This window comes from Acidipropionibacterium timonense, assembly GCF_900605005.1.
In the GTDB taxonomy this organism is placed as follows: Bacteria; Actinomycetota; Actinomycetes; order Propionibacteriales; family Propionibacteriaceae; genus Cutibacterium; species Cutibacterium timonense.
Genome location: NZ_LR027558.1, coordinates 511,968 through 538,881 on the forward strand (window position 1 = coordinate 511,968; position 26,914 = coordinate 538,881).

26 protein-coding genes are annotated in these 26,914 nt (G+C 69.9%); 17 read left to right on the plus strand and 9 right to left on the minus strand.

The annotated features are described in order from the left end of the window. Positions 1 to 7: 7 nt before the first annotated feature. A complete protein-coding gene (locus tag E0E30_RS02470) occupies positions 8 to 1,126 on the minus strand; it encodes a CapA family protein (RefSeq protein WP_130864944.1) in 1,119 nt (372 codons plus the stop codon). An 84-nt stretch (positions 1,127 to 1,210) separates the two neighbouring features. Here E0E30_RS02470 and E0E30_RS02475 point away from each other — a divergent pair, with 84 nt between their 5' ends. The 8 genes from E0E30_RS02475 to dapC all read left to right on the plus strand — a co-directional run bounded on the left by E0E30_RS02475 (position 1,211) and on the right by dapC (position 11,036). Then, a complete protein-coding gene (locus E0E30_RS02475; protein WP_130864945.1) occupies positions 1,211 to 2,437 on the plus strand; it encodes an MFS transporter in 1,227 nt (408 codons plus the stop codon). A 91-nt stretch (positions 2,438 to 2,528) separates the two neighbouring features. Next, a complete protein-coding gene (locus tag E0E30_RS02480; protein WP_130864946.1) occupies positions 2,529 to 4,076 on the plus strand; it encodes a Re/Si-specific NAD(P)(+) transhydrogenase subunit alpha in 1,548 nt (515 codons plus the stop codon). 1 nt (position 4,077) lies between these two features. Then, positions 4,078 to 5,493: an NAD(P)(+) transhydrogenase (Re/Si-specific) subunit beta gene (locus E0E30_RS02485; RefSeq protein WP_130864947.1), complete on the plus strand. Its 1,416-nt coding sequence runs from the start codon at positions 4,078 to 4,080 to the stop codon at positions 5,491 to 5,493. A 262-nt stretch (positions 5,494 to 5,755) separates the two neighbouring features. Beyond that, on the plus strand, positions 5,756 to 6,826 hold the full coding sequence (locus E0E30_RS02490; RefSeq protein WP_130864948.1) for a vWA domain-containing protein: 1,071 nt from the start codon (positions 5,756 to 5,758) through the stop codon (positions 6,824 to 6,826). Further along, positions 6,805 to 7,683, plus strand: a complete 879-nt coding sequence (locus E0E30_RS02495; protein WP_130864949.1) for a hypothetical protein — start codon at positions 6,805 to 6,807, stop codon at positions 7,681 to 7,683. Before E0E30_RS02490 ends, E0E30_RS02495 begins: the two co-directional genes overlap by 22 nt. A 141-nt stretch (positions 7,684 to 7,824) precedes the next feature. Beyond that, on the plus strand, positions 7,825 to 9,531 hold the full coding sequence (locus E0E30_RS02500) for a VanW family protein (RefSeq protein ID WP_130864950.1): 1,707 nt from the start codon (positions 7,825 to 7,827) through the stop codon (positions 9,529 to 9,531). 87 nt (positions 9,532 to 9,618) lie between these two features. After that, positions 9,619 to 9,939 carry a ferredoxin gene (gene fdxA / locus E0E30_RS02505; RefSeq protein WP_130864951.1) on the plus strand — a complete coding sequence of 107 codons (321 nt, stop codon included), beginning with the start codon at positions 9,619 to 9,621 and terminating at the stop codon, positions 9,937 to 9,939. Continuing rightward, positions 9,936 to 11,036, plus strand: a complete 1,101-nt coding sequence (gene dapC / locus E0E30_RS02510; RefSeq protein WP_130864952.1) for a succinyldiaminopimelate transaminase — start codon at positions 9,936 to 9,938, stop codon at positions 11,034 to 11,036. Before fdxA ends, dapC begins: the two co-directional genes overlap by 4 nt. Positions 11,037 to 11,054: 18 nt before the next feature. Here dapC and E0E30_RS02515 read toward each other — a convergent pair whose 3' ends face one another. After that, complete coding sequence (locus E0E30_RS02515) at positions 11,055 to 11,993, minus strand: hypothetical protein (protein WP_459348728.1); 939 nt, start codon at positions 11,991 to 11,993, stop codon at positions 11,055 to 11,057. A 1-nt stretch (position 11,994) separates the two neighbouring features. After that, on the minus strand, positions 11,995 to 12,951 hold the full coding sequence (gene dapD / locus E0E30_RS02520) for a 2,3,4,5-tetrahydropyridine-2,6-dicarboxylate N-succinyltransferase (RefSeq protein ID WP_130864953.1): 957 nt from the start codon (positions 12,949 to 12,951) through the stop codon (positions 11,995 to 11,997). Between the two features lie 66 nt (positions 12,952 to 13,017). Between dapD and dapE the strand changes: the two genes are divergently transcribed. The 4 genes from dapE to E0E30_RS02540 are packed head-to-tail and all read left to right on the plus strand — an operon-like array spanning position 13,018 to position 15,385. Continuing rightward, on the plus strand, positions 13,018 to 14,136 hold the full coding sequence (gene dapE, locus E0E30_RS02525) for a succinyl-diaminopimelate desuccinylase (protein ID WP_130864954.1): 1,119 nt from the start codon (positions 13,018 to 13,020) through the stop codon (positions 14,134 to 14,136). Beyond that, complete coding sequence (locus tag E0E30_RS02530; protein ID WP_130864955.1) at positions 14,133 to 14,885, plus strand: LOG family protein; 753 nt, start codon at positions 14,133 to 14,135, stop codon at positions 14,883 to 14,885. The genes dapE and E0E30_RS02530 overlap by 4 nt, the downstream gene beginning before the upstream one ends. Continuing rightward, entirely contained in the window at positions 14,886 to 15,176 is a 291-nt protein-coding gene (locus E0E30_RS02535) for a DivIVA domain-containing protein (protein ID WP_130864956.1), read from the plus strand. Positions 15,177 to 15,217: 41 nt separating this feature from the next. Next, positions 15,218 to 15,385, plus strand: a complete 168-nt coding sequence (locus E0E30_RS02540) for a DUF3117 domain-containing protein (RefSeq protein WP_130864957.1) — start codon at positions 15,218 to 15,220, stop codon at positions 15,383 to 15,385. A gap of 130 nt (positions 15,386 to 15,515) precedes the next feature. Here E0E30_RS02540 and glgA read toward each other — a convergent pair whose 3' ends face one another. Continuing rightward, positions 15,516 to 16,703: a glycogen synthase gene (gene glgA / locus E0E30_RS02545; RefSeq protein ID WP_130864958.1), complete on the minus strand. Its 1,188-nt coding sequence runs from the start codon at positions 16,701 to 16,703 to the stop codon at positions 15,516 to 15,518. A 129-nt stretch (positions 16,704 to 16,832) separates the two neighbouring features. On the opposite strand from glgA, the gene glgC reads away from it, so the two are divergent. Continuing rightward, positions 16,833 to 18,059 carry a glucose-1-phosphate adenylyltransferase gene (gene glgC, locus E0E30_RS02550; RefSeq protein WP_130864959.1) on the plus strand — a complete coding sequence of 409 codons (1,227 nt, stop codon included), beginning with the start codon at positions 16,833 to 16,835 and terminating at the stop codon, positions 18,057 to 18,059. 116 nt (positions 18,060 to 18,175) lie between these two features. On the opposite strand, the gene E0E30_RS02555 is transcribed toward glgC, so the two are convergent. Beyond that, positions 18,176 to 18,829: an O-methyltransferase gene (locus tag E0E30_RS02555; protein WP_130864960.1), complete on the minus strand. Its 654-nt coding sequence runs from the start codon at positions 18,827 to 18,829 to the stop codon at positions 18,176 to 18,178. 179 nt (positions 18,830 to 19,008) lie between these two features. On the opposite strand from E0E30_RS02555, the gene dapA reads away from it, so the two are divergent. After that, positions 19,009 to 19,890, plus strand: a complete 882-nt coding sequence (gene dapA, locus E0E30_RS02560; RefSeq protein WP_130864961.1) for a 4-hydroxy-tetrahydrodipicolinate synthase — start codon at positions 19,009 to 19,011, stop codon at positions 19,888 to 19,890. A 54-nt stretch (positions 19,891 to 19,944) separates the two neighbouring features. After that, complete coding sequence (locus E0E30_RS02565; RefSeq protein WP_130864962.1) at positions 19,945 to 20,337, plus strand: sec-independent translocase; 393 nt, start codon at positions 19,945 to 19,947, stop codon at positions 20,335 to 20,337. 74 nt (positions 20,338 to 20,411) lie between these two features. Here E0E30_RS02565 and E0E30_RS02570 read toward each other — a convergent pair whose 3' ends face one another. From E0E30_RS02570 to E0E30_RS02580, 3 genes are all read right to left on the minus strand, one after another. Beyond that, on the minus strand, positions 20,412 to 21,572 hold the full coding sequence (locus E0E30_RS02570; RefSeq protein ID WP_130864963.1) for an Mrp/NBP35 family ATP-binding protein: 1,161 nt from the start codon (positions 21,570 to 21,572) through the stop codon (positions 20,412 to 20,414). Positions 21,573 to 21,671: 99 nt separating this feature from the next. Further along, the gene (locus E0E30_RS02575; RefSeq protein ID WP_130864964.1) at positions 21,672 to 22,205 is read right to left on the minus strand and encodes a DUF1003 domain-containing protein; all 534 of its coding nucleotides are present in this window, start codon (positions 22,203 to 22,205) and stop codon (positions 21,672 to 21,674) included. Continuing rightward, a complete protein-coding gene (locus E0E30_RS02580; protein WP_411913981.1) occupies positions 22,198 to 23,499 on the minus strand; it encodes a magnesium transporter MgtE N-terminal domain-containing protein in 1,302 nt (433 codons plus the stop codon). Before E0E30_RS02580 ends, E0E30_RS02575 begins: the two co-directional genes overlap by 8 nt. Positions 23,500 to 23,618: 119 nt before the next feature. Here E0E30_RS02580 and E0E30_RS02585 point away from each other — a divergent pair, with 119 nt between their 5' ends. After that, positions 23,619 to 24,299: an SAM-dependent methyltransferase gene (locus tag E0E30_RS02585; RefSeq protein WP_130864966.1), complete on the plus strand. Its 681-nt coding sequence runs from the start codon at positions 23,619 to 23,621 to the stop codon at positions 24,297 to 24,299. 92 nt (positions 24,300 to 24,391) lie between these two features. Beyond that, on the plus strand, positions 24,392 to 25,267 hold the full coding sequence (locus E0E30_RS02590; RefSeq protein WP_130866693.1) for a COX15/CtaA family protein: 876 nt from the start codon (positions 24,392 to 24,394) through the stop codon (positions 25,265 to 25,267). Between the two features lie 120 nt (positions 25,268 to 25,387). Here the strand turns inward: E0E30_RS02590 and E0E30_RS02595 are convergent, their stop codons facing one another. After that, a complete protein-coding gene (locus E0E30_RS02595) occupies positions 25,388 to 26,914 on the minus strand; it encodes an aminopeptidase P family protein (RefSeq protein WP_130864967.1) in 1,527 nt (508 codons plus the stop codon).

A 26,914-nucleotide genomic window follows, 5' to 3' on the forward strand; every position in this document is an offset into this window, starting at 1 on the left:
CACCCAGTCAGCACCCGCCCGGGAGGGTCCTCCACCGGCGTGTCGCGGCGTCGCGGTCCGTGCCCGCCAGGAGCACGGGCCGCCCGTCGACGATCCGCCCGGGGGCCCACCGGGCGGTGGGCGTCGCCCGGCCCGTGGCTGCCCGGGCCGGGACGGTCACCGTGAGCACTCCGGTCTCACGGGTGGCCGGACGGTCGGAGTCGAAGAGGAAGTTGCCCAGGCCGTACATGACGAGGGTGTGGCCGATGACCTCCATCCGCTGCACCCGGTGCACATGGGACCCCACGACGACGTCCGCCCCGGCGTCGGCCAGGTCGTGGGCGATCTCCTCCTGCCGGGTGGTCGTGCACACCTGGTAGTCCAGGCCCCAGTGCATGTCGACGACGATGACGGCCCCGGGATCGCCCCGTCTGACGCGGCGCACCGAGGAGACGAGGGCGTTGAGCCCCTCGGGGGTGTCGGTCATCGCCACCCCGGCAGTGGTCGGCCCGGCCTGCCAGCGCAGGTCTGCCTCCTGGACGTCGTTGCCGGCGAACAGGAGCACCCGTCGGCCCGCCGCCGTGACCGCTCGAGGACCGTAGGCGGCGCTGGCGGTGCCCACCCCGATGACCGGCAGCTGGTGCTCCCGGATGATCGCCAGGGTGCGCTCCAGCCCGGCCGACCCGTAGTCCATGGCGTGGTTGTTGGCCATCGACATGACGTCCACCCCCTCTCTCCTGAGCATGAGGGGCAGGTCGGCGCCGGCCAGGAAGTGGTAGGTCTTCGGCTCCGGTCGTAGCCCGGTGGGGGAGTCTGCCAGAGCGGTCTCGACATTGACGACGGCCAGGTCGGCGTCGGCCAGGAGGCGTCCGGCGTCACCCAGGCCGGTGGTGAGGGCGCTGGCGGCATGACCGAACGAGTTGGCGTCCCCGGCGAAGGCCAGGGTGAGGGTGCCGGGTGAGCCCGACCGACGTGGCGCCGAGGTCGGGTCGGCCGGAGACGCGACCGGGGCAGCGCCGGAACGGCGAGTCGCCGCGGGGATCGGGGCCGAGGAAGCCGACATCCCCCGCGTGGACCCGGTCGCACAACCGGTGAGCAGGGCACAGCACAGGGCCACCGCCCAGCCCTTCACCGTCAAGGTCTTCACAGGGACATTGTCCCCACCCCGAGGCCTTGGTGGACGGCGTACCGTGGACCGGCGGACAGGCCGGGGTGCGAAGGAGGTCGTGGCATGAGTCGAGCCGGTCACACGTCGACCTTCGCCTCCTTCGAGATCCACAACTATGCCCTCTTCTTCGCCGGTTCCCTCATCTCGAATCTCGGCCTGTGGATGGGGCGCACCGCCCAGGACTGGATGGTCCTCACCGAGCTCACCCACCATTCGTCGACCGCCCTGGGCTATGTCACCGCCCTCCAGTTCCTGCCGGTCGCCGTCCTCGCTCCCTCGGCGGGAGCCCTGGCCGATCGGTGGCACAAGCACACCCTCCTGTACTGGACGCAGTCCGGGCTCGCCCTCGTCGCCCTGGCCATGTGGGCCCTGCGGGCCACCGGCGTCATCACTCTGTGGCACGTCTATCTCCTGGCCTTCCTGCAGGGGGTCGTCACCTCCCTCGACAACCCGGTGCGTCAGTCCTTCGTGCCCGAGATGGTGCCCGACCGGCTCGTGCCCAATGCCATCGGACTCAATTCCGCCCAGTTCAACTCGGCCAGGCTTCTCGGGCCCGGTCTGGCCGGCCTGCTCATCGCGGCCACCGGCGTCGCGCCCTGCCTGCTCATCAACGCGGTATCCTTCCTGGCCGTGCTCGCCTCCCTGTGGTTCATGAAGCTCGACGAGCTCACCCCGGCCCCGACCCGGCGTGGCCGAGGAGCGGTGCGAGAAGGCATCGCCTACGTCCGGCACCGCCCCGACATCCTCGTGCCCATGGTCATCGTCTTCGTCCTGGGCACGTTCGGGATGAACTTCCAGATCACCAACGCCCTCATGGCCACCAAGGTCTTCGGCAAGGGACCGGGGGAGTACGGGCTCCTGGGATCGATCATGGCCGTCGGCACCCTCGCAGCCGCCGTCCTGGCCGCCCGACGGTCGAACCCGACGATCCGGCTCCTCCTGGTGGCCCTCGGCGGCTTCGCCGTCTTCGGCACGGCCCTGGCGCTGGCGCCCAGCTACGTCGTCTACGCCCTGTGGCTGGTTCCGGTCGGCCTGTGCGCCCTCACCGTCATGACCTGCGCCAACGCCACGGTGCAGCTGGCCAGCGACCCGACGGTCCGCGGACGGGTCATGGCCCTCTACATGGCCATCTTCATGGGTGGCACCCCCATCGGCGCGCCGATCATCGGCTGGATCGGCGATGCCTGGGGTCCGCGCTGGACGATTCTCATCGGCACGATCATCTGCGGCGTCACGGCGATCGGCGTGACGGTCGAACAGGCCCTGCGTCGACCGCAGGTGCGCGTCTGAGCGTCCTGTCGTCGTCCTCCCGACTGGCGCTGCACAAGCCCTTGCAGCCCCGATGATGGAGACGGCGGCCTCGGGCAATAGAGTCAGGGCCATGAGAATCGGAGTCCCACGGGAGTTGCTCCCGGGTGAGAACAGGGTCGCCGCGACGCCGACGACGGTGTCCGCCATCCTCAAGCTCGGCTACGAGGTCGTCGTCGAGCAGGGGGCGGGCGCCGACGCTGCGTTGCCCGACCAGGCCTACCTCGACGCCGGCGCACTCATCGTGGACGCCGCCGAGGCGTGGGGTGCCGACATCGTCATCGCGGTCAATGAGCCCTACGACCACCAGATCGAGCTCATGCGGCCCGGGGCGGTGCTCGTCACCTTCCTGCACCCTCGGCAGGACCTGGCCCTCACCGAGCGACTCCGGGCGGCCGGCGTCACCGGCATGAGCATGGACATGGTGCCGCGCATCTCCCGTGCCCAGTCGATGGACGCCCTGTCGTCGATGGCGAACATCTCCGGTTACCGGGCGGTCGTCGAGGCCGCCTTCGCCTACGGCCGTACCTTCGGTGGTCAGGTGACGGCGGCCGGAAAGGTGCCGCCGGCCAAGGTCTTCGTCATCGGCACCGGCGTGGCCGGTCTGGCCGCCCTCGGCGCCGCGAACTCCATGGGCGCCGAGGTGTACGCCACCGACGTCCGCCCGGAGACGGCCGAGCAGGTGCAGTCGATGGGGGCCACCTTCCTCCACGTGCGGCCCAGCTCCCAGGAGGCCGACCAGGGCGTGAGCTCCGACGGCTACGCCAAGGAGACGAGCGACGACTACAACGCCCGTGCCGCCGAGCTCTACCTCGAGCAGGCCGGCAAGGACGACGTCATCATCACCACGGCGGCCATTCCGGGACGTCCTTCCCCCAAGCTCATCACGGCGCAGATGGTCGAGGCCATGAAGCCCGGGTCGGTCATCGTCGACCTGGCCGCCCTCGGCGGTGGCAACTGCGACCTCACCCGGCCCGGGGAGAAGTACGCCACCGACAACGGCGTGACGATCATCGGCTACACCGACCTGCCCTCGCGGCTGCCCGGCCAGTCCTCCCAGCTCTACGGCACCAACCTCGTCAACCTCCTCAAGCTCACCACCCCGGGCAAGGACGGCCAGTTCGTCCTCGACCTGGACGACGAGGTCATCCGCACCATGACGGTGTGCAAGGACGGCGAGTTGCTCTACCCTCCGCCGCCGGTCCAGGTGGCCGCCGCCCCCAAGCCGGTAGCCAAGGCCCCCGCCCCGGTCGTCGAGGAGCGGAAGGAGCCGCGTCCGTGGACCTTCGGGTTCTCGGTCGTCACGGTGCTCGCGCTGGCCCTCATCGCCCTGCTCACCTTCGCCCCGTCGAGCTTCGTCCAGCTCTTCGGCACCTTCGCCATCGCGGTGGTCGTCGGCTACTACGTCGTCTGGAACGTCACCCACGCCCTGCACACACCCCTCATGAGCGTGACGAACGCCATCAGCGGCATCATCATCGTCGGAGCCATCACGCAGCTGGGCAGTGGATCGTGGGCCATCAGGATCATCGCCGCGATCACGGTGCTCATCGCGAGCATCAACATCTTCGGCGGGTTCACCGTCACCCAGCGCATGCTCAAGATGTTCCGGAAGGCCTGACATGTCCGAAACCCTCACCAACTTCGTCAACGCCTCGTACGTCGTCTCCGGGCTGCTGTTCATCCTGGCCCTGGCCGGGCTGTCCAAGTTCGAGACCTCCAAGCGGGGCAACGCCTTCGGCATCGTCGGCATGGTCATCGCCGTCGTCGCCACGATCGTCTGGCTCACCAAGCTTCCCGACTACCGTCCCAGCGCCCTCGTCCTGCTCCTCGTGCCGATGATCATCGGCGGCGCCATCGGCGTGTGGAAGGCCGTCAAGGTCGAGATGACCGGGATGCCCGAGCTCATCGCCCAGCTGCACTCCTTCGTCGGCCTGGCCGCCGTGCTCATCGGGTTCGCCGCCTTCATGGAGGACGGTTCGGCCGCCACCGCCTTCCAGCTCTCGGAGATCTGGATCGGCATCTTCATCGGTGCCCTCACCTTCACCGGGTCGCTCGTGGCCTGGGGCAAGCTGTCGGGCAAGATCGCCTCCAAGCCGCTCACCCTGCCCGGCCGCAACTGGATCAACCTCGGGCTCGTCGTCGGCATCATCGCCTGCGGCATCTGGTTCTCCAACGTCTCGGGGGCCATCGCGTGGCTGCCGCTGGTGCTGCTCACCCTCATGTCGCTCTTCCTGGGCTTCCACCTCGTCGCCGCCATCGGTGGCGCCGACATGCCGGTCGTCATCTCGATGCTCAACAGCTACTCCGGCTGGGCCGCGGCCTTCTCCGGGTTCAGCCTCGGCATCCCGGTGCTCATCGTCACCGGCGCCCTCGTCGGCTTCTCCGGCGCGATCCTGTCGTACATCATGTGCAAGGCCATGAACCGGTCGTTCATCTCGGTCATCCTCGGTGGCTTCGGTGACGCGCCTGCCGTCCGGGGAGACGGCCCCGCCGGTGAGATCACCGAGATCAAGGCCGACGAGCTCGCCTCCCAGCTGGCCGACGCCTCCAAGGTCATCATCGCCCCCGGCTACGGCATGGCCGTCGCCCAGGCGCAGTACCCGGTGGCCGAGCTCGCCAAGAGGCTGCGTGACCAGGGCGTCGACGTCACCTTCGCCATCCACCCGGTGGCCGGACGCCTGCCCGGTCACATGAACGTCCTGCTGGCCGAGGCCCACGTGCCCTACGACATCGTCCTCGAGATGGACGAGATCAATGACGACTTCGCCGACGCCGACGTCGTCCTCGTCATCGGCGCCAACGACACCGTCAACCCGGCCGCCATGGAGCCCGGCACCCCCATCAGCGGGATGCCCGTCCTCCACGTGTGGGAGGGCAAGGAGGTCGTCGTCTTCAAGAGGTCGATGAAGCCGGGGTACGCCGGCGTCGAGAACCCGCTGTTCTTCATGGACCGCACCCGGATGCTCTTCGGGGACGCCAAGGCCAGTGTCGACGCCATCAACGCCGCCCTGCCCGCCCCGGCCCTGACGAAGTGAGGCCCTGAGGACGTGGGGCACCGACCACACGTCGGTCTCCATGACGTCGGGCCCCAAGACGTCGGTCGACGTCGCTCGCACTCGGCCCCGCACCGATCGCGGTGCGGGGCCGTCGTGCGTCCGGATCCCCGGGGTGACCGCTGACCCCGACCCGGATAGTGTTCGGCGTATTCATTCGCCGTCCCCGCAGGAGCGCCACCCATGAGTCGACATCGTCTGGCCCCGGTCGCTGGCCGCCCCCCTCGTCGCGGCTGCGTTGGTCATGGCGGCACCGGCGGGTGCCGCGCGGGCCGACGACGCCTCCGGCAGCGACCAGGGTGATCCGGGCAAGTTCCTCCTCATGCTCGACTCCTCGGGGTCGATGAACGGGAAGGATCCGTCGGGCGTGACGAGGCTCGCCGCGGCGCAGAAGGCCCTCAGCCAGGCCGTCGACACGTTGCCGGCCAAGGCGCAGGTGGGGTTGCGCGTCTACGGGGCGACCGTCGACGTCCCCAAGCCGACGACGGCGTCGTGCCACGACACCCAGCTCGTCGCACCCGTGACCACCCGCGACCTCGCCGCCCTCAAGAAGGCCATCGCCGGGTTCACCGCCAAGGGCGACACGCCCATGGCCCACGCCCTCACCGAGGGCATCAAGGATCTCGGCACGAGCGGTCCGCGGCACATCATCCTCGTCTCGGACGGCCAGGCGAACTGCACCAAGGACCCGTGCCCCGAGGTCTCCAAGGCCATCGCGTCCAGCGGTGTCGACCTGCAGATCGACACCGTCGGCTTCGGCGTCGACGAGCCGACCCGTCGCCAGCTCAAGTGCGTGGCCGACGCCGGCCGCGGCACCTACTACGACGCCGCCGACGCCGGTCAGCTCGGGTCGGCGTTGAGTCGGCTGAGCACCCGAGCTGCCCGGTCGTTCAGCGTCCGCGGGACACCGGTCGTCGGTACCGCGACCGCGGACGCGGCCCCGACGATCACGGCGGGCCAGTGCACCGACGCGGTCCGGACCGACCCGAACGCCGAGGTGCACCGCTGGTACAGGATCCACCGCAAGGTTGCCGGGTCGACGATCCGGGCGACGATGCTGGGGCGCCTCCCGCTCGACATGGGTGACGTGCGCCAGGTCCCCTACTGGAAGACTCGCCTGACCACCCCAGACGGAGAGTTGTGCGCCGAGCGCAGCGACTGGGACAGTGACCCGTTCCAGTTCGGTCGGGTGACGACGATGACGTCGGTCGTACGCGCCATCAACCCGCGAACAGCCAGGACGACACCGAGAAGAAGTGCGCCGCTGCCTCCGACCTCCTCTTCGAGATCGACGTGTCCAAGGGCAAGGCCCTGAGCCTGGCCGCCCAGCTGCGGGTGCTCGAGGAGCCTCTCGCCTCGAACGTCGCCCAGCTTCCCTCCGGGATCGCGGATCCGCCCAACGGCAACGGTACGAGCCCGGCCACTGGGCACGAGACGTACCGACCGGTGGTGGGGGGTTCCAGTTTTGACGACGCCCTCACCATCGAGCCCGGCAACTACGTCACCGAGGTCGTGCCGCGGGAGAAGATCTTCTTCGCCATGCCGCTGGACTGGGGCCAGTCGGCGACCTTCTCCATGGAGGGCCCCGACCCGAATCATCCGGCGATCAGGAAGATGGCCAACGACTACCTGGCGTTCGCCGGGGACGTCTACGCCCCCGACCTCAGCCAGATGGACTCCCAGGACTTCGAACGGGCCAAGGTCTACAGCGGGCTGTACAAGAAGCTCAGCAGCGCCGACGTCAACCAGGTGCCGACGATCCGCTATCGCAATCTCTGGGACTCCAAGCGGATGTACAACAACGCGAGCATCGGATTCTCGATGGCCGGCCGCTACTACTTCACCGTCGGGGTCGGCCAGGGTGACTACGGGGCGTCGATCAAGGGCGTTCCCATCCCTGTACGGTTCATCGTCACCAGGTCCGGGCAGGTCACCGGCAAGCCGGTCTTCGCTGGAGCGCCCACGGCCGCCGGTGGCGGGACGAGCGCATCGGCCTCGGCGAGCACGAGCACGACCGCCGCGTCGACCTCGACCCCGGCCGCGCCGTCGGCCACGCCGTCGGCTCCCACCGGAAGTCACCGGGGACTGCTCGTCGGCCTGCTGGGTGTTCCAGCCGTCCTGATCGTCGGCGGCGTGGCCTGGTGGGTCGTCCGGCGGAGACGGAAGGGCTGACCGGCTCGTCGACGGGGTGCCGGCCGGCGACGTCCGACCGATGACGCCGGTGGAGGAATCCCGGCCTCGGGGACCCCGTCACCCCGTACACTGAGCCCTTGGCCCACAGCCGGCCCCAAGGACGACTCGGAGGACGAGGACATGGCGCAGAAGTCGCGACGTCGTGGAGCGGTCATCGTCGCGTCGATCGGTGGCGGACTCGTCGTGGCCACCGGGACGCTCTACCTGGTCGGACACGCCAAGGCCACCGACACCATTCCCGCCCACACCACGGTCGACGGAGTGGCGATCGGCGGCCTCAGCAGTGCGCAGGCCCGGGACCGGCTCGCCAGCACCCTCGGGCCTCGGTTCGACGCCCCCATGACCCTCGAGGTGGGCCGGACGAAGGCGACCCTCACACCGTCCAAGGCCGGTCTGACGGCCGACTGGAAGGCCACCGTCGCCCAGATCGACCCGGGCAACTCCTGGAGCCCGCGCGTCATTTGGAACACCCTGCGTGGCGGTGTGCCGGTCGACCCCGTGACGAGGATCGATCGTGCCGCCCTCGACGCCGCCGTCACCGCGACCGCCAGGACCTTCGAGGTCAAGCCGACCGACGCCACCGTCAAGCTCGTCGACGCCAGGATCGTCACGACGAAGGCTGCGGCCGGGCGCACCCTCGATGCCTCGACCACGGCCGACCGGGTCGTCGACGTCTGGCGGGCCGGTTCCGCACGCACCGTTCCGGCGGCGACGAAGGAGATCGCCCCCACCGTCACCGACGATGCCGTCCACGAGCTCGTGACGACCCGGCTCGCCCCCACCCTGTCGGGCCCGGTCACCGTCCACACCGCCAAGGGAGACGTCCACATCAGCGTCGCCCGGATCGCCGCCGCGACGACGATCAGCACCAAGGGCGGCCTGTCGGCGACGACCGATGTCGCCAAGCTCTACCACGCCGCCCTCGACGACGCCGGACTGACCTTCACCAAGCCCGTCGACGCCCGGATCGTCCTCGACGGCGGCAAGCCCGTCATCAAGCCCTCGGTGGACGGAGAGGGCATCACCGAGAAGACCTTCACCAAGGTCGTCACGCCCGCCCTCACCGCCACCGGTTCGGCGCGCACGGTCACCGCCGCCATCGACAAGGTCCCCGCCTCGTTCAGCACCGAGAAGGCCCGGGCCGCGGGCGTGAACCAGGTCATCGGCGAGTTCACGACGAACTTCCCCTACGCCGCCTACCGGAACACCAACCTCACCCTGGCCGCCAATGCCATCAACGGCACCTACCTGGCCCCCGGTGACACCTTCGACATGGACCGCGTGCTCGGGCCGCGGAACGCCTCGCGAGGATACGTCGACGGTTGGGTCATCGACGGGGCGAGGATGACCAAGGAGGCGGCCGGCGGCGTCTCCCAGTCGGCCACGACGACCTTCAACGCCGCCTTCTTCGCCGGCATGACCGATGTCGAGCACCACCCGCACTCGCTGTACTTCAGCCGTTACCCGGCCGGGCGGGAGGCGACCCTCTACTCCGGGGTGCTCAACCTGCGCTTCCGCAACGACACGAGGTACGGCGTCCTCATGCAGGCGTACACCCGCAAGGCCGCGCCGGGGGAGTCCGGGTCGATCACCGTCAAGGTGTGGTCGACGCCGACCTGGGACAGGATCACCTCGACCGACCTGGTGAAGTCGAACTTCACCGATGGCCGCACCCTCACCGAGTCCGGCCCGGACTGCCACCCCCAGGAACCCTCCCAGGGTTTCGACGTCCACTACTCCCGGCAGTTCTGGAAGGGCGGCAAGGTGGTCCGCACCGAACCCTTCTTCTGGCGCTACGACCCGACCGACGAGATCATCTGCAAATAGGGTCGTCAACCGGCTCGTCAGCGGGGGGACTAGAGTGGTCTGCGATCGTCCAACCCGCCCCCTCGGGGGCCGAACAAGGAGAGCGACGTGACCTACGTCATCGGTCTGCCCTGCGTCGACGTCAAGGACCGCGCCTGCGTCGAGGAGTGCCCCGTCGACTGCATCTACGAGGGCGAGCGCAGCCTCTACATCCACCCCGAGGAGTGCGTCGACTGCGGTGCCTGTGAGCCGGTGTGCCCCGTCGAGGCCATCTACTACGAGGACGACCTGCCCTCCGACCAGGCCAAGTTCCTCGACGTCAACGCCGAGTTCTTCGACTCCCTCGGGTCCCCGGGCGGCGCCGCCCGCCTCGGCCCGACCCACGAGGACCACCCCTACGTGGCGGCCCTGCCCCCACAGGGCGAATGAGCCGCAGGACGGTCTCGGCCAGCCTGCCCGACTTCCCCTGGGACACCATCGCCGGGGCCAAGGAGCTGGCCGCCAGTCATCCCGGCGGGATCGTCGACCTGTCGGTCGGCACCCCCGTCGACCCCACCCCCCGGGTCGTTCGTGAGGCCCTCGTCGGCGCCGCCGACGCGCACGGCTATCCGCAGGTCTGGGGCACCCCGAGGTTGCGTCGGTCGATCCTCGACCACATGACGGGTCGCTGGGGCGCTCCCGGTCTCGACGAGACCTCCGTGCTGCCGGTCATCGGCACCAAGGAGGTCGTCGCCGTCCTGCCGATCCAGCTCGGTCTGGGGCCCGACAGCGTCGTCGTCGTCCCGACGACGGCCTACCCGACCTACCGTGTCGGGGCACGGCTGGCCGGGGCACGGATCATCGCCGCCGACCGTCCGCAGGACGTCGACATCGCCCCGGACCTCGTGTGGATCAACTCCCCGTCGAACCCCACCGGACGGATTCTCGACCTCGACGAGATGCGTGCCTGGGTGGCCTTCGCCCGGCGCACCGGGGCCGTCCTGGCCTCCGACGAGTGCTACGGGGAGTTCGTCTGGGAGGGTGAGGCCCTCTCGGTCCTCGACACCCGGGTCAGTGACGGCGACGTCACCGGTCTGCTCGCCGTCATGTCGCTGTCGAAGCGATCGAACATGGCCGGGTACCGGGCCGGGTTCCTCGTCGGCGACCCCGCCCTCACCGGTGAACTGCTCACGGTGCGCAAGCACTCGGGGTTCATGGTCTCCACCCCGGTGGCCGCCGCCATGGCGGCAGCCCTGGACGACCGCACCCATGTCGAGGAGCAGGTGGGCCGCTACCGGCGCCGTCGCGAGGTGCTGCGTCCGGCCCTCGAGGCCGCCGGGTACCGGATCGACGACTCCCAGGGGTCGCTGTACCTGTGGGCGACCCGCGGCGAGGACTGCCGGGTGACCCTCGACCGGTTGGCCGCCCAGGGCATCCTCTGCTCGCCGGGGGACTTCTACGTCGACGGCGCCAGCGACCACGTCCGCATCTCGCTCACCGCCTCCGACGAACGGATCGCCGCAGCCGCGTCCCGCCTCCAGTCGTGAGGGCCGCCGCTCCTCGTCTCAGCTGGTGACGACGACCGTCCCGGTGGTCAGCCCGCCATTGCCCCCGGGGCTGGCCGAGGGCTCTGCCGGGGAGGCCGACCAGGTGGCGTAGGACTTCGGCTCCGCGGTCCATCGCTGACCGCTCACCGCCGCCGAGGTGATGGGCGCCAGCTCGGTCGACGCCAGGAGGAGGGCGATCCCGGCCCGGGCCGTCGTCGCAGTCGTCGAGGAGACGCTCACCGTCGACCCGCTGACCTTGATCGTCGCGACCTCGGCCAGACCCTTGCGGGCGGTGGCGGAGAGGGTCGAGGCCGAACCCTTCGTCGTCGACCGGTTGACGCAGGAGATCATCGACGTCGAGTTGCCGGTGAGGGCACTGGACCAGGCCTTGGCCGCCGACACGTGCTTGCGGTAGCCGTCGGGCACCCCGGAGCGCTGCACCGCCTGGGCGACGTCGTTGATGTCGCCGGTGCGCCAGCCGCTCACCTTGACCAGCTCGGCATAGAACTTCCCCGACGAGTACCAGGGGTCCATGATCTGCTTGACCGTGCCCCATCCCTGTGACGGACGCTGCTGGAACAGGCCCACGGAGTCGCGGTCGCCGTAGTCGAGGTTGCGCAGCCGGGACTCCTGCATGGCCGTGGCCAGGGCGATCGTCACCGCCCGCGCCGGAAGCCCGCGTCGGAAGGCCTCGGCCGTGATGATCGCGGCGTTGTTCGACTGCTCGAGGTCGAGCGTGTAGCTCTGTCCGTCGAGCTGCACCCGGCAACCCTCGGCGGCCGGGGTGGCGACCGGTCGAACCATGGTCCACACCTTCCAGGCCCCCAGGCCGACCCCGGTCACGAGGACCAGGGCGACGGCGAGGGCGACGACCGAGCGCCACGGCGAACGGCCACGACGGCGTCGGGACCGGGACGGCGTTCCCGAGGACCGGCGTGGGGGAGCGGTACGTGGCATGTCAGTTCGCGTGCAGGGCCGAGTTGAGGCTCACCTCGGCGCCCTGACGGCCGAGGACCTTGACGACGCCGGTCGTCGAGTCGCGGATGAAGAGGAGGTCGTCGTGCCCGGACAACTCCCGGGCCTTGACGACACCGCCGTCGGGCAGGGTGACCTTCGTGCCGGCGGTGACGTAGAGGCCGGCCTCGACGACGCAGTTGTTCCCCAACGAGATGCCCAGCCCGGACTCGGCCCCCAGCAGGCAGCCCTCGCCGATCGTCACCTGCTCCTTGCCACCGCCGGAGAGGGTGCCCATGATGGACGCCCCACCGCCGATGTCGGAGCCGTTGCCGACGAGCACCCCCTGCGAGATGCGGCCCTCGACCATGGACTCACCGAGGGTGCCGGCGTTGAAGTTGACGAAGCCCTCGTGCATGACGGTCGTGCCCTCGGCCAGGTGGGCACCCAGACGCACCCGGTCGGCATCGCCGATGCGCACCCCGGAGGGCACGACGAAGTCGACCATGCGCGGGAACCTGTCGACGAGCAGGACGATGAACGGGCTGCGGGTGGCCCTGGTCTCGGCCCGGGCGTGGTCGAGGTCGGCGACGCGGCAGGGGCCGACATTGGTCCACACGTTGTTGGGGAGGACCCCGAAGATGCCGTCGAGATTGATGGTGCGCGGTCGGCACAGCCGGTGCGACATGAGGTGCAGACGCAGGTAGGCGTCCGAGACCCCGGACGGGGCGGCGTCGAGATCGATGACGGTGCGGACGACCTCCATGCGGACCTTGCGGATGGGGTCGAACCCGCCGTTGACGGACCGCTGCAGGCTCTCGGGAGCCGGCGTGTCGTCCGGATCGCCCAGCCGCGGCTCGGGGAACCACGTGTCGAGGACCTCCCCGTCCTCGTGGACGGTGGCCAGGCCCCACCCCCAGGCGGTGCGCGCGGAATGCTGGTCGGGACTCGTCTGCGTCATGGCCCCGAGTGTATCCAGCCCGGAACGTCGACGACGTGGCCGATTCGACCCCCGTAGAGTGGCCCCATGACGCTCCATCTCGACCCGAGCGACCTGCACGGCCTCTTCCGGCAGATCGTCGACTGCCCCTCCGTCTCGCAGGAGGAGCAGGATCTGGCCGACGCCGTCGAGGCCCTGGTGCGTGAGGCCGCCCACCTCGAGGTGACCCGGATCGGCAACTGCGTCGTCGCGCGTACCGGGCTCGGCAGGTCGGAACGGGTCGTCATCGCCGGCCACCTCGACACCGTGCCGATCGTCGACAACCTGCCCTCGGTCGTCGAGACCCGACCCGATGGGGACTACCTCGTCGGACGCGGCACCTGCGACATGAAGGGCGGGGTGGCCGTCGCCCTGTACCTGGCGACCCGACTGGCGGAACCGGTGCGCGACGTCACCTGGGTCTTCTACGAGTGCGAGGAGATCGCCGCCGAGCACAACGGCCTGGCCCGCATCGCCCGCGAGCGTCCCGAGCTGCTCGACGCCGACCTGGCCATCCTCATGGAACCCACTGACGGGCGGGTCGAGGGAGGGTGTCAGGGGACGATGAGGTTCACCCTCAAGGTCGCCGGTCAGGCCGCCCACTCGGCCCGCTCTTGGGCCGGGCACAACGCCATCCACGACCTGGCGCCGATCCTCGAGAAGCTCACCCGGTGGCAACGCCGCGACCCGCTCGTCGAGGTCGAGGGGCTCACCTTCCACGAGGGACTCAACGCGACGATGCTCTCGGGCGGGGTGGCCGGCAACGTCATCCCACCCAGCGCGACGATCCAGATCAATTACCGCTACGCCCCCGACAAGTCCGTCGAGCAGGCCCGGGAGGCCATGGAGGCTCTCTTCGACCGCTGGCCGATGACGATCCTCGACCTGTCGGCACCCGCGCGGCCCGGCCTGGACCGCCCGCTGGCCCGGTCCTTCGTCGAGGCCGTGGGAACCGAACCCGGCCCCAAGTACGGGTGGACGGACGTCGCCAGGTTCTCCGAGCTCGGCGTCCCGGCCCTCAACTTCGGTCCCGGTGACGCCCTGTACGCCCACAAGGCCGATGAGTGCTGTCGGCTCGGGTCGCTCGACGAGTGTCGTCAGGCCCTGGAGACGTGGTTGACCGCGGACAGCTCGGTGACCTGTCAGGACGCAAGGATGGATTCATGAGCAGTTCCGACTGGGGAGCGCCCGACGGCTCCGACCAGCGCGTCCAGGGGCCGGTCATCCGCCGTCACGGACAGGTGCAGGCGACGACGACCGATCAGCGCCTTCTCGACACCGCCCCGGACGACTCCTGGGTGCACACCGACCCGTGGCGGGTGCTGCGCATCCAGAGCGAGTTCGTCGAGGGATTCGGGACCCTGGCCGGGCTGGGCCCGGCGGTGAGCGTCTTCGGGTCGGCGCGCACCGGGCCCGACCATCCCATGTACGCCCTGGCCACCGACATCGGTCGACGGTGTGCCGAACGCGGCGTGGCCGTCATCACCGGGGGCGGGCCCGGGATCATGGAGGCCGCGAACCTCGGGGCCTCCCGGGCCGGGGGAACCTCGGTCGGCCTGGGCATCGAGTTGCCCTTCGAGTCGAGCCTCAACGCCCATGTCAATCTCGGCATCAACTTCCGCTACTTCTTCGTGCGCAAGATGATGTTCGTCAAGTACGCCCAGGGGTTCGTCGCCCTGCCGGGCGGGTTCGGCACCTTCGACGAGTTCTTCGAGGTGCTCACCCTGCGCCAGACCGGCAAGATGACGGTGGCCCCGGTGGCCCTCGTCGGCGTCGACTACTGGGCCGGTCTGCTCGGCTGGCTGCGCTCCAGCACGCTGGCCGACCGGTACATCGACGAGGCCGACCTGGACTCGGTCCTCGTCTCGGACGACCCGGCCGAGGTCGTCGATCACGTCTGTCCCCAGGAGGTCTGAATGGTCTGGCTGCTCTGTGCATTCGTCATCGTCATCATCGGGTCGGCGGTCATGGCGGCATCCGGGAGGTTCGGCGAGGTGCCCGCCGTCGTCGACGACCGTCCGGCTCCCGATCTGCCCGACGGCGACCTGGGCCCCGAGGACGTGCGGGGCGCCCGGTTCGCCGTCGTCCTGCGCGGGTACTCGATGAGCCAGGTGGACGCCATGCTCGAGCGTCTGGCCGCCCAGATGGCCGGTTCGACCGGTGAGCAGGAGTTCACCTCCGGCACCGAGGCCGAGGATGCGGAATAATGGACACCGATCCCACTGCCCAGTGAGCGAGGAAGAGTGACATGGCAGCAATGAAGCCCCGAACCGGTGACGGCCCCATGGAGGTCACGAAGGAGGGGCGAGGCATCATCATGCGCGTTCCCGTCGATGGAGGTGGCCGTCTGGTCGTCGAGCTCAACGCCCAGGAGGCGTCCGAGCTCCTCGAGTGCCTCAAGGGTGTCGTCGGCTGAGTCGACGACCCGTCGGCCTCGTGACCGAGTCAGGCGACAACGAACTAGGTGAGCCCCGGCTGGTGCCGGGGCTCACGTCCTTCTGACGGGAAGGCAGTGGATCGTTGGGGGAGAGGTCGGACGGTCCTGGTCACCCCTGGTGCCGGGCGATGGCCTTCCGGTACACCTCGACGGTCTGCTCGGCGATCCTGCGCCAGGAGAAGACGTCGATGCAGCGTTGACGCCCGGCCCGGCCGAAGCTCGCGGCCCGCTCGGGGTCGCGGGTGAGGTCGTTGATCCGCTGGGCGAAGGCGGCCTCGAAGGAGGCGATCTCCTGGGGCGTCGAGTCATTGGTCGGCACGCCCGGCACGAGGAATCCGGTCTCTCCGTCGACGACGACCTCGGGGATACCGCCGACCGCCGACGCGACGACCGGCGTCGAGCAGGCCATGGCCTCGAGGTTGACGATGCCCAGGGGCTCGTACACCGACGGGCAGGCGAAGACGGTGGCGGCCGACAGCACCTGGCGCACGTCGGCCCGCGGCAGCATCTCGGCGACCCGGATGACCGGGGCGGTCCGCTTCGACTGCAGCGAGGCGAAGGCTTCCTCGAACTGGGCGGCGATCTCGGGGGTGTCGGCAGCGCCGGCCAGGAGGACCACCTGGGTGGTGGGGTCGAGTTGCTCGGCGGCGCGCACGAGGTGCACCAGACCCTTCTGGCGGGTGATCCGGCCGACGAAGACGACCGAGGGCGCGTGCGGGTCCATGCCGATCCGGGTGCAGACGTCGGTCTCGGTGACCGGGTGGAACTCCTCGGTGTCGACGCCGTTGCGCACGACGTGCACCTTGTCGGGGTCCAGCTCGGGGTAGGCGGCCAGGACGTCGCGGCGCATACCCGAGGAGACGGCGATGACGGCGTCGGCGGCGTCGTAGGCGCTGCGCTCGGCCCACGACGACAGCCGGTAGCCGCCGCCGAGCTGCTCGGCCTTCCACGGCCGGTCAGGCTCCAGCGAATGGGCGCTGACGACGTGCGGGACGTCCCGGTAGATGCTCGTGAGCAGGCCAGCCAGGTTGGCGTACCACGTGTGGGAGTGGACGAGGTCGACGTCCTCGGGGACGGCCGCCACCATGGACAGGTTGGCGCCGAAGACCCGCAGGGCTGCGTTGGCTCCCTCGGGGTAGGTCTCGGGGTGGGCGGTGACGCCCTCCCGGGGCTGTCCCATGCACTGCACGTCGACGTCGACGAGTTCACGCAGCTGGGGGACGAGTTGGGCGACGTGGACGCCGGCGCCGCCGTAGATGGTCGGTGGGTACTCACGGGTGAGGATGGACACCTTCATGAGCGAATGGTCCCACACCCGGTTGGCTCGCGCGGGTCGGGAGCGGATCTTCATCCGTGCGATGAACAACAGGGTGAAGATTGGGGTGCCCTGCTTGTGGTCGGACCCGTTCGGGCATAGGTTTTTCCCATGGCAACGTCGCATGCGAAGGTGCTCTCCATCGTCCTGGCGGGTGGCGAGGGCAAGCGCCTCATGCCCTTGACGATGGACCGCGCCAAGCCGGCCGTCCCCTTCGGGGGGACCTACCGGCTCATCGATTTCGTCCTGTCCAATCTCGTGAACTCCGATCTCACGCGGATCGCCGTCCTCACGCAGTACAAGTCACACTCCCTCGACCGGCACATCTCGCTCACGTGGCGGATGAGCACCATGCTCGGCAACTACGTCACCCCGGTCCCGGCCCAGCAGCGGCTCGGGCCGCGCTGGTTCCAGGGCAGCGCCGACGCGATCTACCAGTCGCTCAACCTCATCACCGACCAGGACCCCGACTACGTCGTCGTCTTCGGTGCCGACAACATCTACCGGATGGACGTCGAGCAGATGCTCCAGGCGCACATCGACTCGGGGCTGAGTTGCACGGTGGCCGGCATCCGCGTCCCGCGCAAGGACGCCTCCGCCTTCGGCATCATCGACGCCGACGAGAACCACCGGATCCGCGAGTTCCTCGAGAAGCCGAAGGACCCGCCGGGTCTGGCCGACTCTCCCGACGAGTCCTTCGCCTCGATGGGCAACTACATCTTCAGCCGGGACTCGCTCGTGCAGGCCCTCTTCGACGACTCGAAGGATCCCGAGTCGCGTCACGACATGGGCGGCGACATCATCCCGCGGTTCGTCCGGGCCCACGACGCGCAGGTCTACGACTTCCGCGACAACAAGGTGCCCGGTGCCACCGACAAGGACCAGGACTACTGGCGCGACGTCGGCACCATCGACGCCTACCACGACGCCCACATGGACCTGGTCTCGGTCGAGCCCGAGTTCAACCTGTACAACCCCGACTGGCCCATCTGGACCCAGCAGGAACAGGCTCCCGGGGCGAAGTTCGTCATGCGCGGTTCCTGCGACGACACCCTGGTGTCGGCCGGGTGCATCATCTCGGGCACCGACATCTACCGGACGGTGCTCGGGCCGCGGGTGCGGATCGAACGGTGGGCGCGGGTCGACGAGGCCATCCTCATGAACAACGTCAAGATCGGGTCGAACGCGACGGTGCACCGTGCGATCCTCGACAAGAACGTCGTCGTCCCCGACGGTGCCCAGGTCGGGGTCGACCACGAGCACGACCGTGCCCGCGGGTTCACCGTCTCACCGACCGGCATCACGGTGGTCGGCAAGGGGATCACGGTCCCGTACTGACCGGTCCCCGGGCCGAGGCCTCACGTCGGCGACGACACGTCACTCAGGACGGTGCCCCGCAGGAGATCCTGCGGGGCACCGGTGCGCGATGGGGACCGGGGACGGGCCGTCCGGCGTCACTCCTTGACGGCCAGCAGCAGCCCGCCGCCGACCGGCACGAGGACCGACGTGAACTCCTCGGTGTCCTGCACCGAGTCGAGGGTCTCGCGCATGATGAGGGTCTCGTCGTCCTCGTTGCCCGGGTCGGCGACATGGTTGTCGGCGAGGGCGTCGTTGACGACGACGACCCCGCCGTGGCGCAGCAGTCGCAGGGCCTGGGAGACGTACTCGACGTACTCCAGGCGGTCGCCGTTGACGAGGACGAGGTCGTAGGCGCCGTCACGCAGCTTGGGGAGCACCTCGAGCGGGTCGCTGGCGATGGGGCGGAACCGGTTCGACCGGATCCGGGCAGCGGCGACCGCGCGTCGTGCGGCGGTCTGCCGTTCCGCATCGGGGTCGACGCTGGTGAGCACTCCCTGCTCGTCCATGCCCTCGAGCAGCGCCAGGGCGGTGACGCCGGCGTCGGTGCCGATCTCGACGACGGCGTGAGCTCCGATGGACCGGGCCAGGAAGCCGAGGAAGGACGTCGTCCCCGGACCGGCGGGGGACCATCCGTCGTCGGCGGCGGACTCACGGGCGGCAGCCAGGGCCTCCGAGGGCGCGACGAAACCCTCGGCGTACTCCCAGGAACGCTCGTCGGGGCAGGACGGGGTGCGCTGTGCAGGACTCACGGACTCAGCCTAGCCGTCCACGGTGGTGCTGGAGCATCGACCCGGACACACCGGTGATGAGAGCGGTCCCAGGGGGCGGGCTCGTTAGCATGGAGGGGTCCGTGTTCCGTCCGGACGTCCCGAGGGACGCCCGGGGTGCACAACATGTACGCGTATACGCACAAGGAAGGCGTGCTGCGATGTCCGAGCCCGTGTTCGGTCGTCTCCTGACGGCCATGGTGACCCCGATGACCGAGGATCTGGCGGTCGATCTCGACCGCGCCGCCGAGTTGGCGGCCCGGCTCGTCGACGAGCAGTGCTGCGATGCCCTCGTCATCAACGGGACGACCGGCGAGTCACCGACCACCACCGACGAGGAGAAGGCGGACCTCGTGCGGGCGACCAAGGAGGCCGTCGGCGACCGGGCGCAGATCATCGCCGGAGTCGGCACGAACGTCACCTCGCACACCGTCGAGCTCGCCCGGCAAGCCGAGCAGGCAGGCGCCGACGGACTGCTCGTCGTCGCCCCGTACTACTCGAAGCCTCCCCAGGCCGGGCTCCTCGAGCACTTCACCCGGGCCGCCGACGCCACCGACCTGCCCGTCATGATCTACGACATCCCCGGACGTACCGGGACCGCCGTCGAGACCGAGACCCTCGTGCGTCTGGCCGATCATCCGCGGATCGTCGCCGTCAAGGACGCCAAGGGCCAGGTCGTCGAGTCGGCCAAGGTCATGGCCCGCACGACTCTGGCCTACTACTCCGGGGACGACGCCATCACCCCAGCCCTGCTGGCCGTCGGGGGGGTCGGCGTCGTCGGCACCTCCACCCACTTCACCGGGCGACGGATGAAGGAGGTCATCGAGGGCTACGTCGAGGGGCGGCAGGACGAGGCCCTGACGATCTACCGGGAGATCCTGCCCGTGCTCACCGGGGTGTTCGCCGCCCAGGGCGTCGTCATGGTCAAGGCCGGGTTGGCCCACCAGGGATTCCCGGTCGGGTCGGTGCGTCTGCCGCTCGTGCCCGCCACCGATGAGCAGGCGTCGACCTTCGCCGAGTTGCTCGACCGCGTCGACCTGTGACCTCGGCGGGCAGCGCGCGGCGCGCACCCGGCCGTCGGAAGTAGAGTCTGACCCATGTCCTCAGTCTCGCCCACGGAGATCGCGGTCCTGCTTCTCCTGGCCGTGCTCATGTTCGGCCCCGAGAAGCTGCCCGAGTACGCCCGGAAGGCTGCCCGGGTGGTGTACTACCTGCGCAACGTCGCCAACAGCACGCGCGACCAGCTGCGCAACGAGCTCGGCCCCGAGTTCGCCGACCTCGACTACCGTGACCTCAACCCCAAGGTCTTCGTCCGCAAGCATCTGCTCGACGGCATGCAGGACGACATCGACGAGATCCGTGAGGACCTGCGCGAGGTGCGCTCCGACCTCGACCTGCGCTCGACGACGCCGTCGACCCCGGAATCGCCGGTCGTCGAGGAGACCCCCGAGCTGGTCGCCGTCACCCCCTTCGACGACGAGGCGACGTGAGCACCGACGACATCCTCGGGACATGACGGGACCCCGGATCGGCCAGGCCGACCCGGGGTCCGGTGCGTCGGGGGTCAGTGGGAGGTGGGGGAGACGCCCAGGTGCATCCCGGCCAGCCCGCGCGGGCGTGAGTCGATGGTCGACGCGAGCTCGGCGATGGCCTTGGCCGCCGGCGACTCCGGATGAGCCAGGACGATGGGATCGCCCTCGTCCCCGCCGCGTCGCAGCTCGACGTCCATGGGGATCTGGGCCAGCAGCGGCACCTGCGTGCCGAGTCGCTTCGACAGGGCGTCGGCCGCCCCCTGGCCGCCACCGGAGCCGAAGAGGTCGATGCGGTACTCCTTGCCGGTGTCGGGAGCGGTGAAGGCCAACCACGACATGTTCTCGACGACGCCGATGACCTTCTGGTGCATGATCGCGGCCATGGTGCCGGCCCGCTCGGCGACCTCGGAGGCCGCGGCCTGCGGGGTGGTGATGACGAGCACCTCGGCATTGGGGATCTTCTGCCCCAGGCTCATGGCGATGTCGCCGGTGCCCGGGGGCAGGTCGAGCAGGAGGTAGTCGAGGTCGCCCCAGTGGACGTCGGCCAGCAGCTGGGTGAGGGCCCGGTCGAGGATGGGTCCGCGCCAGGCGATGACGTCGTCCCGGTTGGGCTTCATCATGCCGACGCTGATCGTCTTGATGCCGAGGGTCGGCACCGGCAGGAGGATGTCGTCCAGCGGCGTGGGGCGGGCGTCACCGACGCCGAGCATGTCGGGGATCGAGTGGCCGTAGATGTCGGCGTCGAGCAGGCCGACCGAGCGACCGAGTTCCGAGAGGGCCAGCGCCAGGTTGACGGTGAGTGACGACTTGCCGACGCCGCCCTTGCCGGAGGCCACGGCGATGACCTTCGTCGTCGACCCCGGCTCCGCGAAGGGGATGACCCGCTCCGGCACGCCTCCGCGCAGGGCGGTGCGCACCGCTGCGCGTTGCTCGTCGGTCATCGTGCCCAGCTCGACGTGCACCCCGCGCACCCCCTCGACCGCTTCGACGGCCTTGGTGACGTTCTCACGCAGGGTCGTCTTGAGGGGGCATCCGGCGACGGTGAGGAGGATGCGGACCGACGCGCGGCCGGTCTCGTCCACCGTGATCTCGTCGACCATGCCCAGGTCGGTGATGGGGCGCCTGATCTCCGGGTCGTCCACGTGCGACAGGGCCTCGCGGATGGCCGGGACAAGCGGGTTCTCGCTGCTCATGAGGACTTGTCTACACACGCGGGCGGGGTGGGGCAAGTTCGTCCACCGCGGGCCGATCCGGCCGGGTGCCCGCAGGTCCAAGGACCCGATGGCCGGTTCTCAGGACTGCCGTTGGCTTCGCTGCTCGTCGAGTTCGGCCAGCAGCGATCGCAGCTCCTCGCGGATCTGGTCGCGGACGTCGTCGCGCAGCTCGGACCTGATGTAGTCGCGGGTGGCGAGCTCGCCGACCTGCATCCGGATCGCCGCGACCTCCCGCGCCAGGAAGTCCATGTCGGCGCGGCTCTGGGCGGCGACCCGGCGGTCCTCGGACATGCTCAACCGGTCACGGTCCTCCTGGCGGTTCTGGGCCAGCAGGATGAGCGGCGCCGAGTACGAGGCCTGGGTCGAGAAGAAGAGGTTGAGGAGGATGAAGGGGTAGGGGTCGAAGCGCAGCGCGTAGATCGCCACGAGGTTCCACACCACCCACACGGCGACGATGACCGTCATGTAGACGAGGAACTTCGCGGTGCCCATGAACCGTGCGACGGCCTCGGCGAACTGGCCGAAGGCCTCGGAGTCGAGCTGGACCCGGGGCCGATGGGACTTGCGGGGGCCCGGGACGTCGAGCCGGTCGTCGTCGCGCATCTCAGCCATGGGTCACCTCCGTGGCCGGGGACGTCGTGGCACCGCCGCCGATGGAGGAGTCCCCGTCCATCTGGTCGCCGCGCCAGTCGTAGGGCAGCAGGTGGTCGAGGAGGTCGTCGACCGCGACGGCCCCGACGAGCTGCCCTGCCCCGTTGACGACCGGTGCCACGACGAGGTTGTAGGTGGCGAAGTAGCGGCTGACGTCGCCGACGGGGGTGTCGGTGCGCAGCGGCTCCAGATCACTGTCGAGGATCTCCGAGACCATCGAACTGGGAGGTTCGCGAAGCAGTCGCTGGACGTGGACGGCACCGAGATAGCGCCCGGTGGGGGTGTCGGTCGGCGTCCGGCAGACGAAGGCCATCGAGGCGATGGCCGGGGTGATGTCCTCGTTGCGTACCAGGGCCAAGGCGTCGGCGACGGTGGCGTCGGGTCCGACGATGACCGGTTCGGGGGTCATCATGGCGCCGGCGGTGAACTCGTCGTAGGCCATGAGGGTCCGCACGTCGGCGGCGTCCTCCGGCTCCATCCGGGCCAACAGCTGCTTGGCCAGGGTGTCGGGGAGGTCCTGGATGAGGTCGGCGGCGTCGTCCGGATCCATCTCCTCGAGGACGTCGGCGGCACGCTCCGGGTCGAGCACGGTAATGAGCGACACCTGCTCGTCCTCGGGCAACTCCTCGATGGCGTCGGCGAGTTGGTCGTCGTCGAGGGCCTGGACCACCTCGGCCCGACGCCTCGGGGTCATGTCGTGCAGCTCCCGGGCGACGTCGGCCGGCTTCATGTCCTGCATCTCGGCGATGGTGCGTTCGGTCGACTGACGGGTCGTCATGACGAGGCTGGGCACCTCGGCCCAGCCGACGACGGTGAGGGAGACCGACGACGAGAGCCCAAACCGGCGACGACGTCCTGCCGGGACGAGGGCGACCTCGGAGATCTCCCAGTCGTGGGAGCGCACGGGCGCCATGGCGACGTCGAGGATGCGGACCGGGGCGTCGCCCCGGGTGAAGGTGCGGTCGAAGAGATCGTCGACGACGAGGGTCTCGGCCTCCCGGCGGGTGAAGACCCGGGTGTCGACGGCCCCGGCGATGGCGACCTGTTGGGCGTCGATGGAGTGCACCCGCGGCATGGGGATGAAGATGCGGCGACGCGCGAAGAGCTCGACGACGAGCCCACGGACCCGCGGGGCCTGGCGTTGGCTGCGCAGCTGGATGACGACGTCGCGCACCTTGCCGACCTGGTCGCCCGAGGCATCCAGGACGGGAAGTCCTCGCAGTCGCGAGATGAAGACCGCACTCGACCTGCTCACGTGCGTCAAGATACCGGTCCGACCACAACGGGGGAATCTCACGGGGGTCCGTGCGAGGTCACCGGAAGCGTCGGTGGTCGGGCCTAGGGTGGCAGGTGCCCACGAGGAGAGGAAGGCCCATGTCACATGCCGTCGGACGTCCACCCGCCCGCCCGTCCGGGGCCCGTGGGGACCGCCCGCACGCCGTCGTGGTGGACCGACCGTCATGGGACGACCGCTATCGCCAGTTCCCCGACCTCTTCGGTGACCGCCCCAATGACTTCCTCGTCGAGTGCGAGATCCTCCTGCCGCGGGCTGGTCGCGTGCTCGTCGTCGGCGACGGCCAGGGCCGCAACGGCGTGTGGCTGGCCTCCCGTGGGTTCCGGGTGACGACCGTCGACCTGTCGGCGGTCGGCTGCGAGCAGGCCAGGGCGCGGGCGCTGCGCCGTGGGGTCGAGATGGACGTCCACTGCGCCGATCTGCTCGACTGGTGCTCGGGGCCACAGGCCCAGGGGCCCTGGGACGCCGTGGTGTGGGTCTTCGTCCACCTCACCCTGGCCGAGCGCTGTGCGATCGGCGCAGCCCTGGGGCCGCGGCTGGCGCCCGGGGGAGTGCTCGTCCAGGAGACCTACTCGACCGCCCAACCGCTCATGGGTACCGGTGGCCCGGCCGACCCGGCCCTGCTCAGCCATCGGGACGACGCCGCGGCCCAGTGGCCGGACCTTGTCGTCGACTCGCGGGCCGTGGAACGCCGTATCTTCGAGGGTCGGGCCCACCAGGGTCCCTCGTCGACGATCCAGGTGCTCGGCCGGGCACGCTGACCCCGATGCGCCGTCGGTCGACCGACAATGGCAGGATTCCACCCGGCCCCGCAGGCGCGGCGGCCATCGACCCAGCCAAGGGGAACAGCGTGATCGCACCGCACTCGTACACCGTCTCACCGGCACCTCGCTGGGTGGTGGTGCTCTTCGCCGTCACCGCCTCGGTCATCACCCTCACCCTGGCCCTGGGGTCCATGGTCTGCGCCACCGACGCCAGCGCGTCCTGCCCGAACTGGCCGGGGTGCTACGTCGGTCAGCTCATTCCGCGACCGGCGTACCAGCCGGTGCTCGAGTTCGTCCACCGGGTCATCGCCGCCTCGGTGGGTCTCCTCGCCCTGGCCGGCGTCGTCGTCGGCGTCCTCCAGCGGCACCGCTCGAAGCTGCTGCTCGTGCTGCCGCTCGTCGCGCTGGCCGGAGCCCTCACCTCCGGGGTGTTCGGCATGATGACGATCAAGTGGGGCATCAACCGGGTCGAGGCCGCGTTCGACCTGCTCGCCGCGATCATCTCGATGGGCGCCATGTGGACCGTCTGGTACGTCGCCCGTGACCCCGACCGGCGCTGGTCCTGGGGTCGGGACGCCGTCCTCGGCGCGGTGGCCGTCGGATGCCTCGTCGCCTCGCACTTCGGGGCGGTCCTCGTCGCCGGGGCCGGGTCGCTCACCCGATGCATGGGCTGGCCGATGCTCGTGCGCGGCGCAGGGGACGGTCCGCTGGTCGGGTGGGTCGTCCAGCAGGGCATCGGGGTCATCGGCGTCGCCGCGGCCGTCGCCGTCCTCATCCGGAGCCGGCAGCGGGGACGTCGGGTGCGGTTCCTCCTGCTCAACGTCGTCATCGTCGCCGAGGTGGCCACGGGCATTGTCGTCGCCACGAACGGGGCGACCCACCTCCTCGGTGTCATCCACGGGGTGTGCGCCTCCGCCGCCCTGGCCCTGCTCATGACCGGGACGGTCGACGACGCCCGGCACTGAGTGAGCTGAGCCGTCCCGGCCACTCGGCCGTGCGACGACGAGCGTGTGACTACGCCCGGGTCCGGGGGGAGTGGCACCCCCCGGACCCGGGCGCCGTCGGCGATCCGACCGTCGGTCGACTCAGCGGGCCCAGATCTCGCGCATCCAGGCCTCGACCTCGTCGATCTGCCTCGGGCAGTCCTCCGACAGCCACTGGCACGGGCCGTCGGTGATGAGGATGTCGTCCTCGATGCGCACCCCGATGCCGCGGAACTCCTCGGGCACGAGCAGGTCGGTCGACTTGAAGTAGATGCCCGGCTCGTTCGAGACGACCATCCCGGCGCGCAGCGGGCCGGAGTAGTCCTCGCGGCGCGCCTGCGAGCAGTCGTGGACGTCGAGCCCGAGGTGGTGGCTCGTCCCGTGGACCATCCAGCGTCGGAACTGGCCCCCCTCGGGGGAGACGGCCTCGTCGACGCTCACCGGCAGGATGCCCCACTCGGCCAGGTACTCGCAGATGACGCGGATCGCCGCCTGGTGGATCTCCTTGTGGTCATGGCCGACGGTGGCGACGGCGGCCGCGGCCTCCTGGGCCTCGTAGACGGCCTGGTACACCTTGCGCTGGGCCGGGCTGAAGGTGCCGTTGATGGGGAAGGTGCGGGTGATGTCGGCGGTGTAGAGGGAGTCGACCTCGATGCCGGCGTCGATGAGGATGAGCTCACCGGGGTGCAGGTCGCCGTCATTGCGCACCCAGTGCAGGGTGTTGGCGTGGTCCCCGGCGGCGCAGATCGACCCGTACCCGACGTTGTTGCCCAGGTGGCGCGCATGGAGGCCGAAGATCCCCTCCATCCAGCGCTCCCCGCGACCCTTCTCGACGGCGGTCGGCAGGTCGGCGATCATCGCCTCGAACCCCACCTTCGACTTGCGGCAGGCGTCGCGCAGCTGCTCGACCTCCCACGCGTCCTTGCAGAACCGGGCGTCGGAGGAGACGACGTCGAGCTGCTCGTCGTCGGCGGCGGAGCCCTTGCTCCCCGCCTCGCCGGCACCGAGCCCCTTCCCAGGGTCCGCCGCATCGGCTCGGGCGGCGTCGACCCTCGCGGTGACGGCCGGGTCGGCGTCGCGGATGACGCGCAACGGTCCCGGTGCGGCCAGGGCGGCGTCGAGCTCGCTGATGTCACGGCACACCAAGCCGGTCATCGCCGACATCTCCTCGAGGGACTCCCGCTTGCCGACCCACATCTCGCCGTAGGTCGGGTCGGCGTAGAACTCGCGGTCGGTGCGCGGGGCACGCGGCTTGAAGTAGAGGACGTCGCGGACCGGGGCGTCCGGTGTCGTGTCGATGACGAGGACGGCGTTCGGCTCACGGTCGGTGCCCAGACCCGAGTAGTAGACGAAGGTCGTGTGCGGACGGAAGGGATGATCGCAGTCGTTGTTGCGACGCACCAGGGTGCCGGCGGGAATGACGAGCCGCTCCCCGGGGAAGGCGCCGGCCAGGGCGTCACGGTGGGCGGTGGCCGAGGGGATCGAGGCCAGGGGTGCCGGTGGTGTCGAGTCGTAGGGTTCCCAACCCTGCGGGATGAACTCGCGGAAGGCCTGCGAGAACGGTGTCTGACGCTTGGGGACCTTCTGCTCCTCGGCTGCGGCGATCTGGCCGTCCGTGCTCGTGCTCAT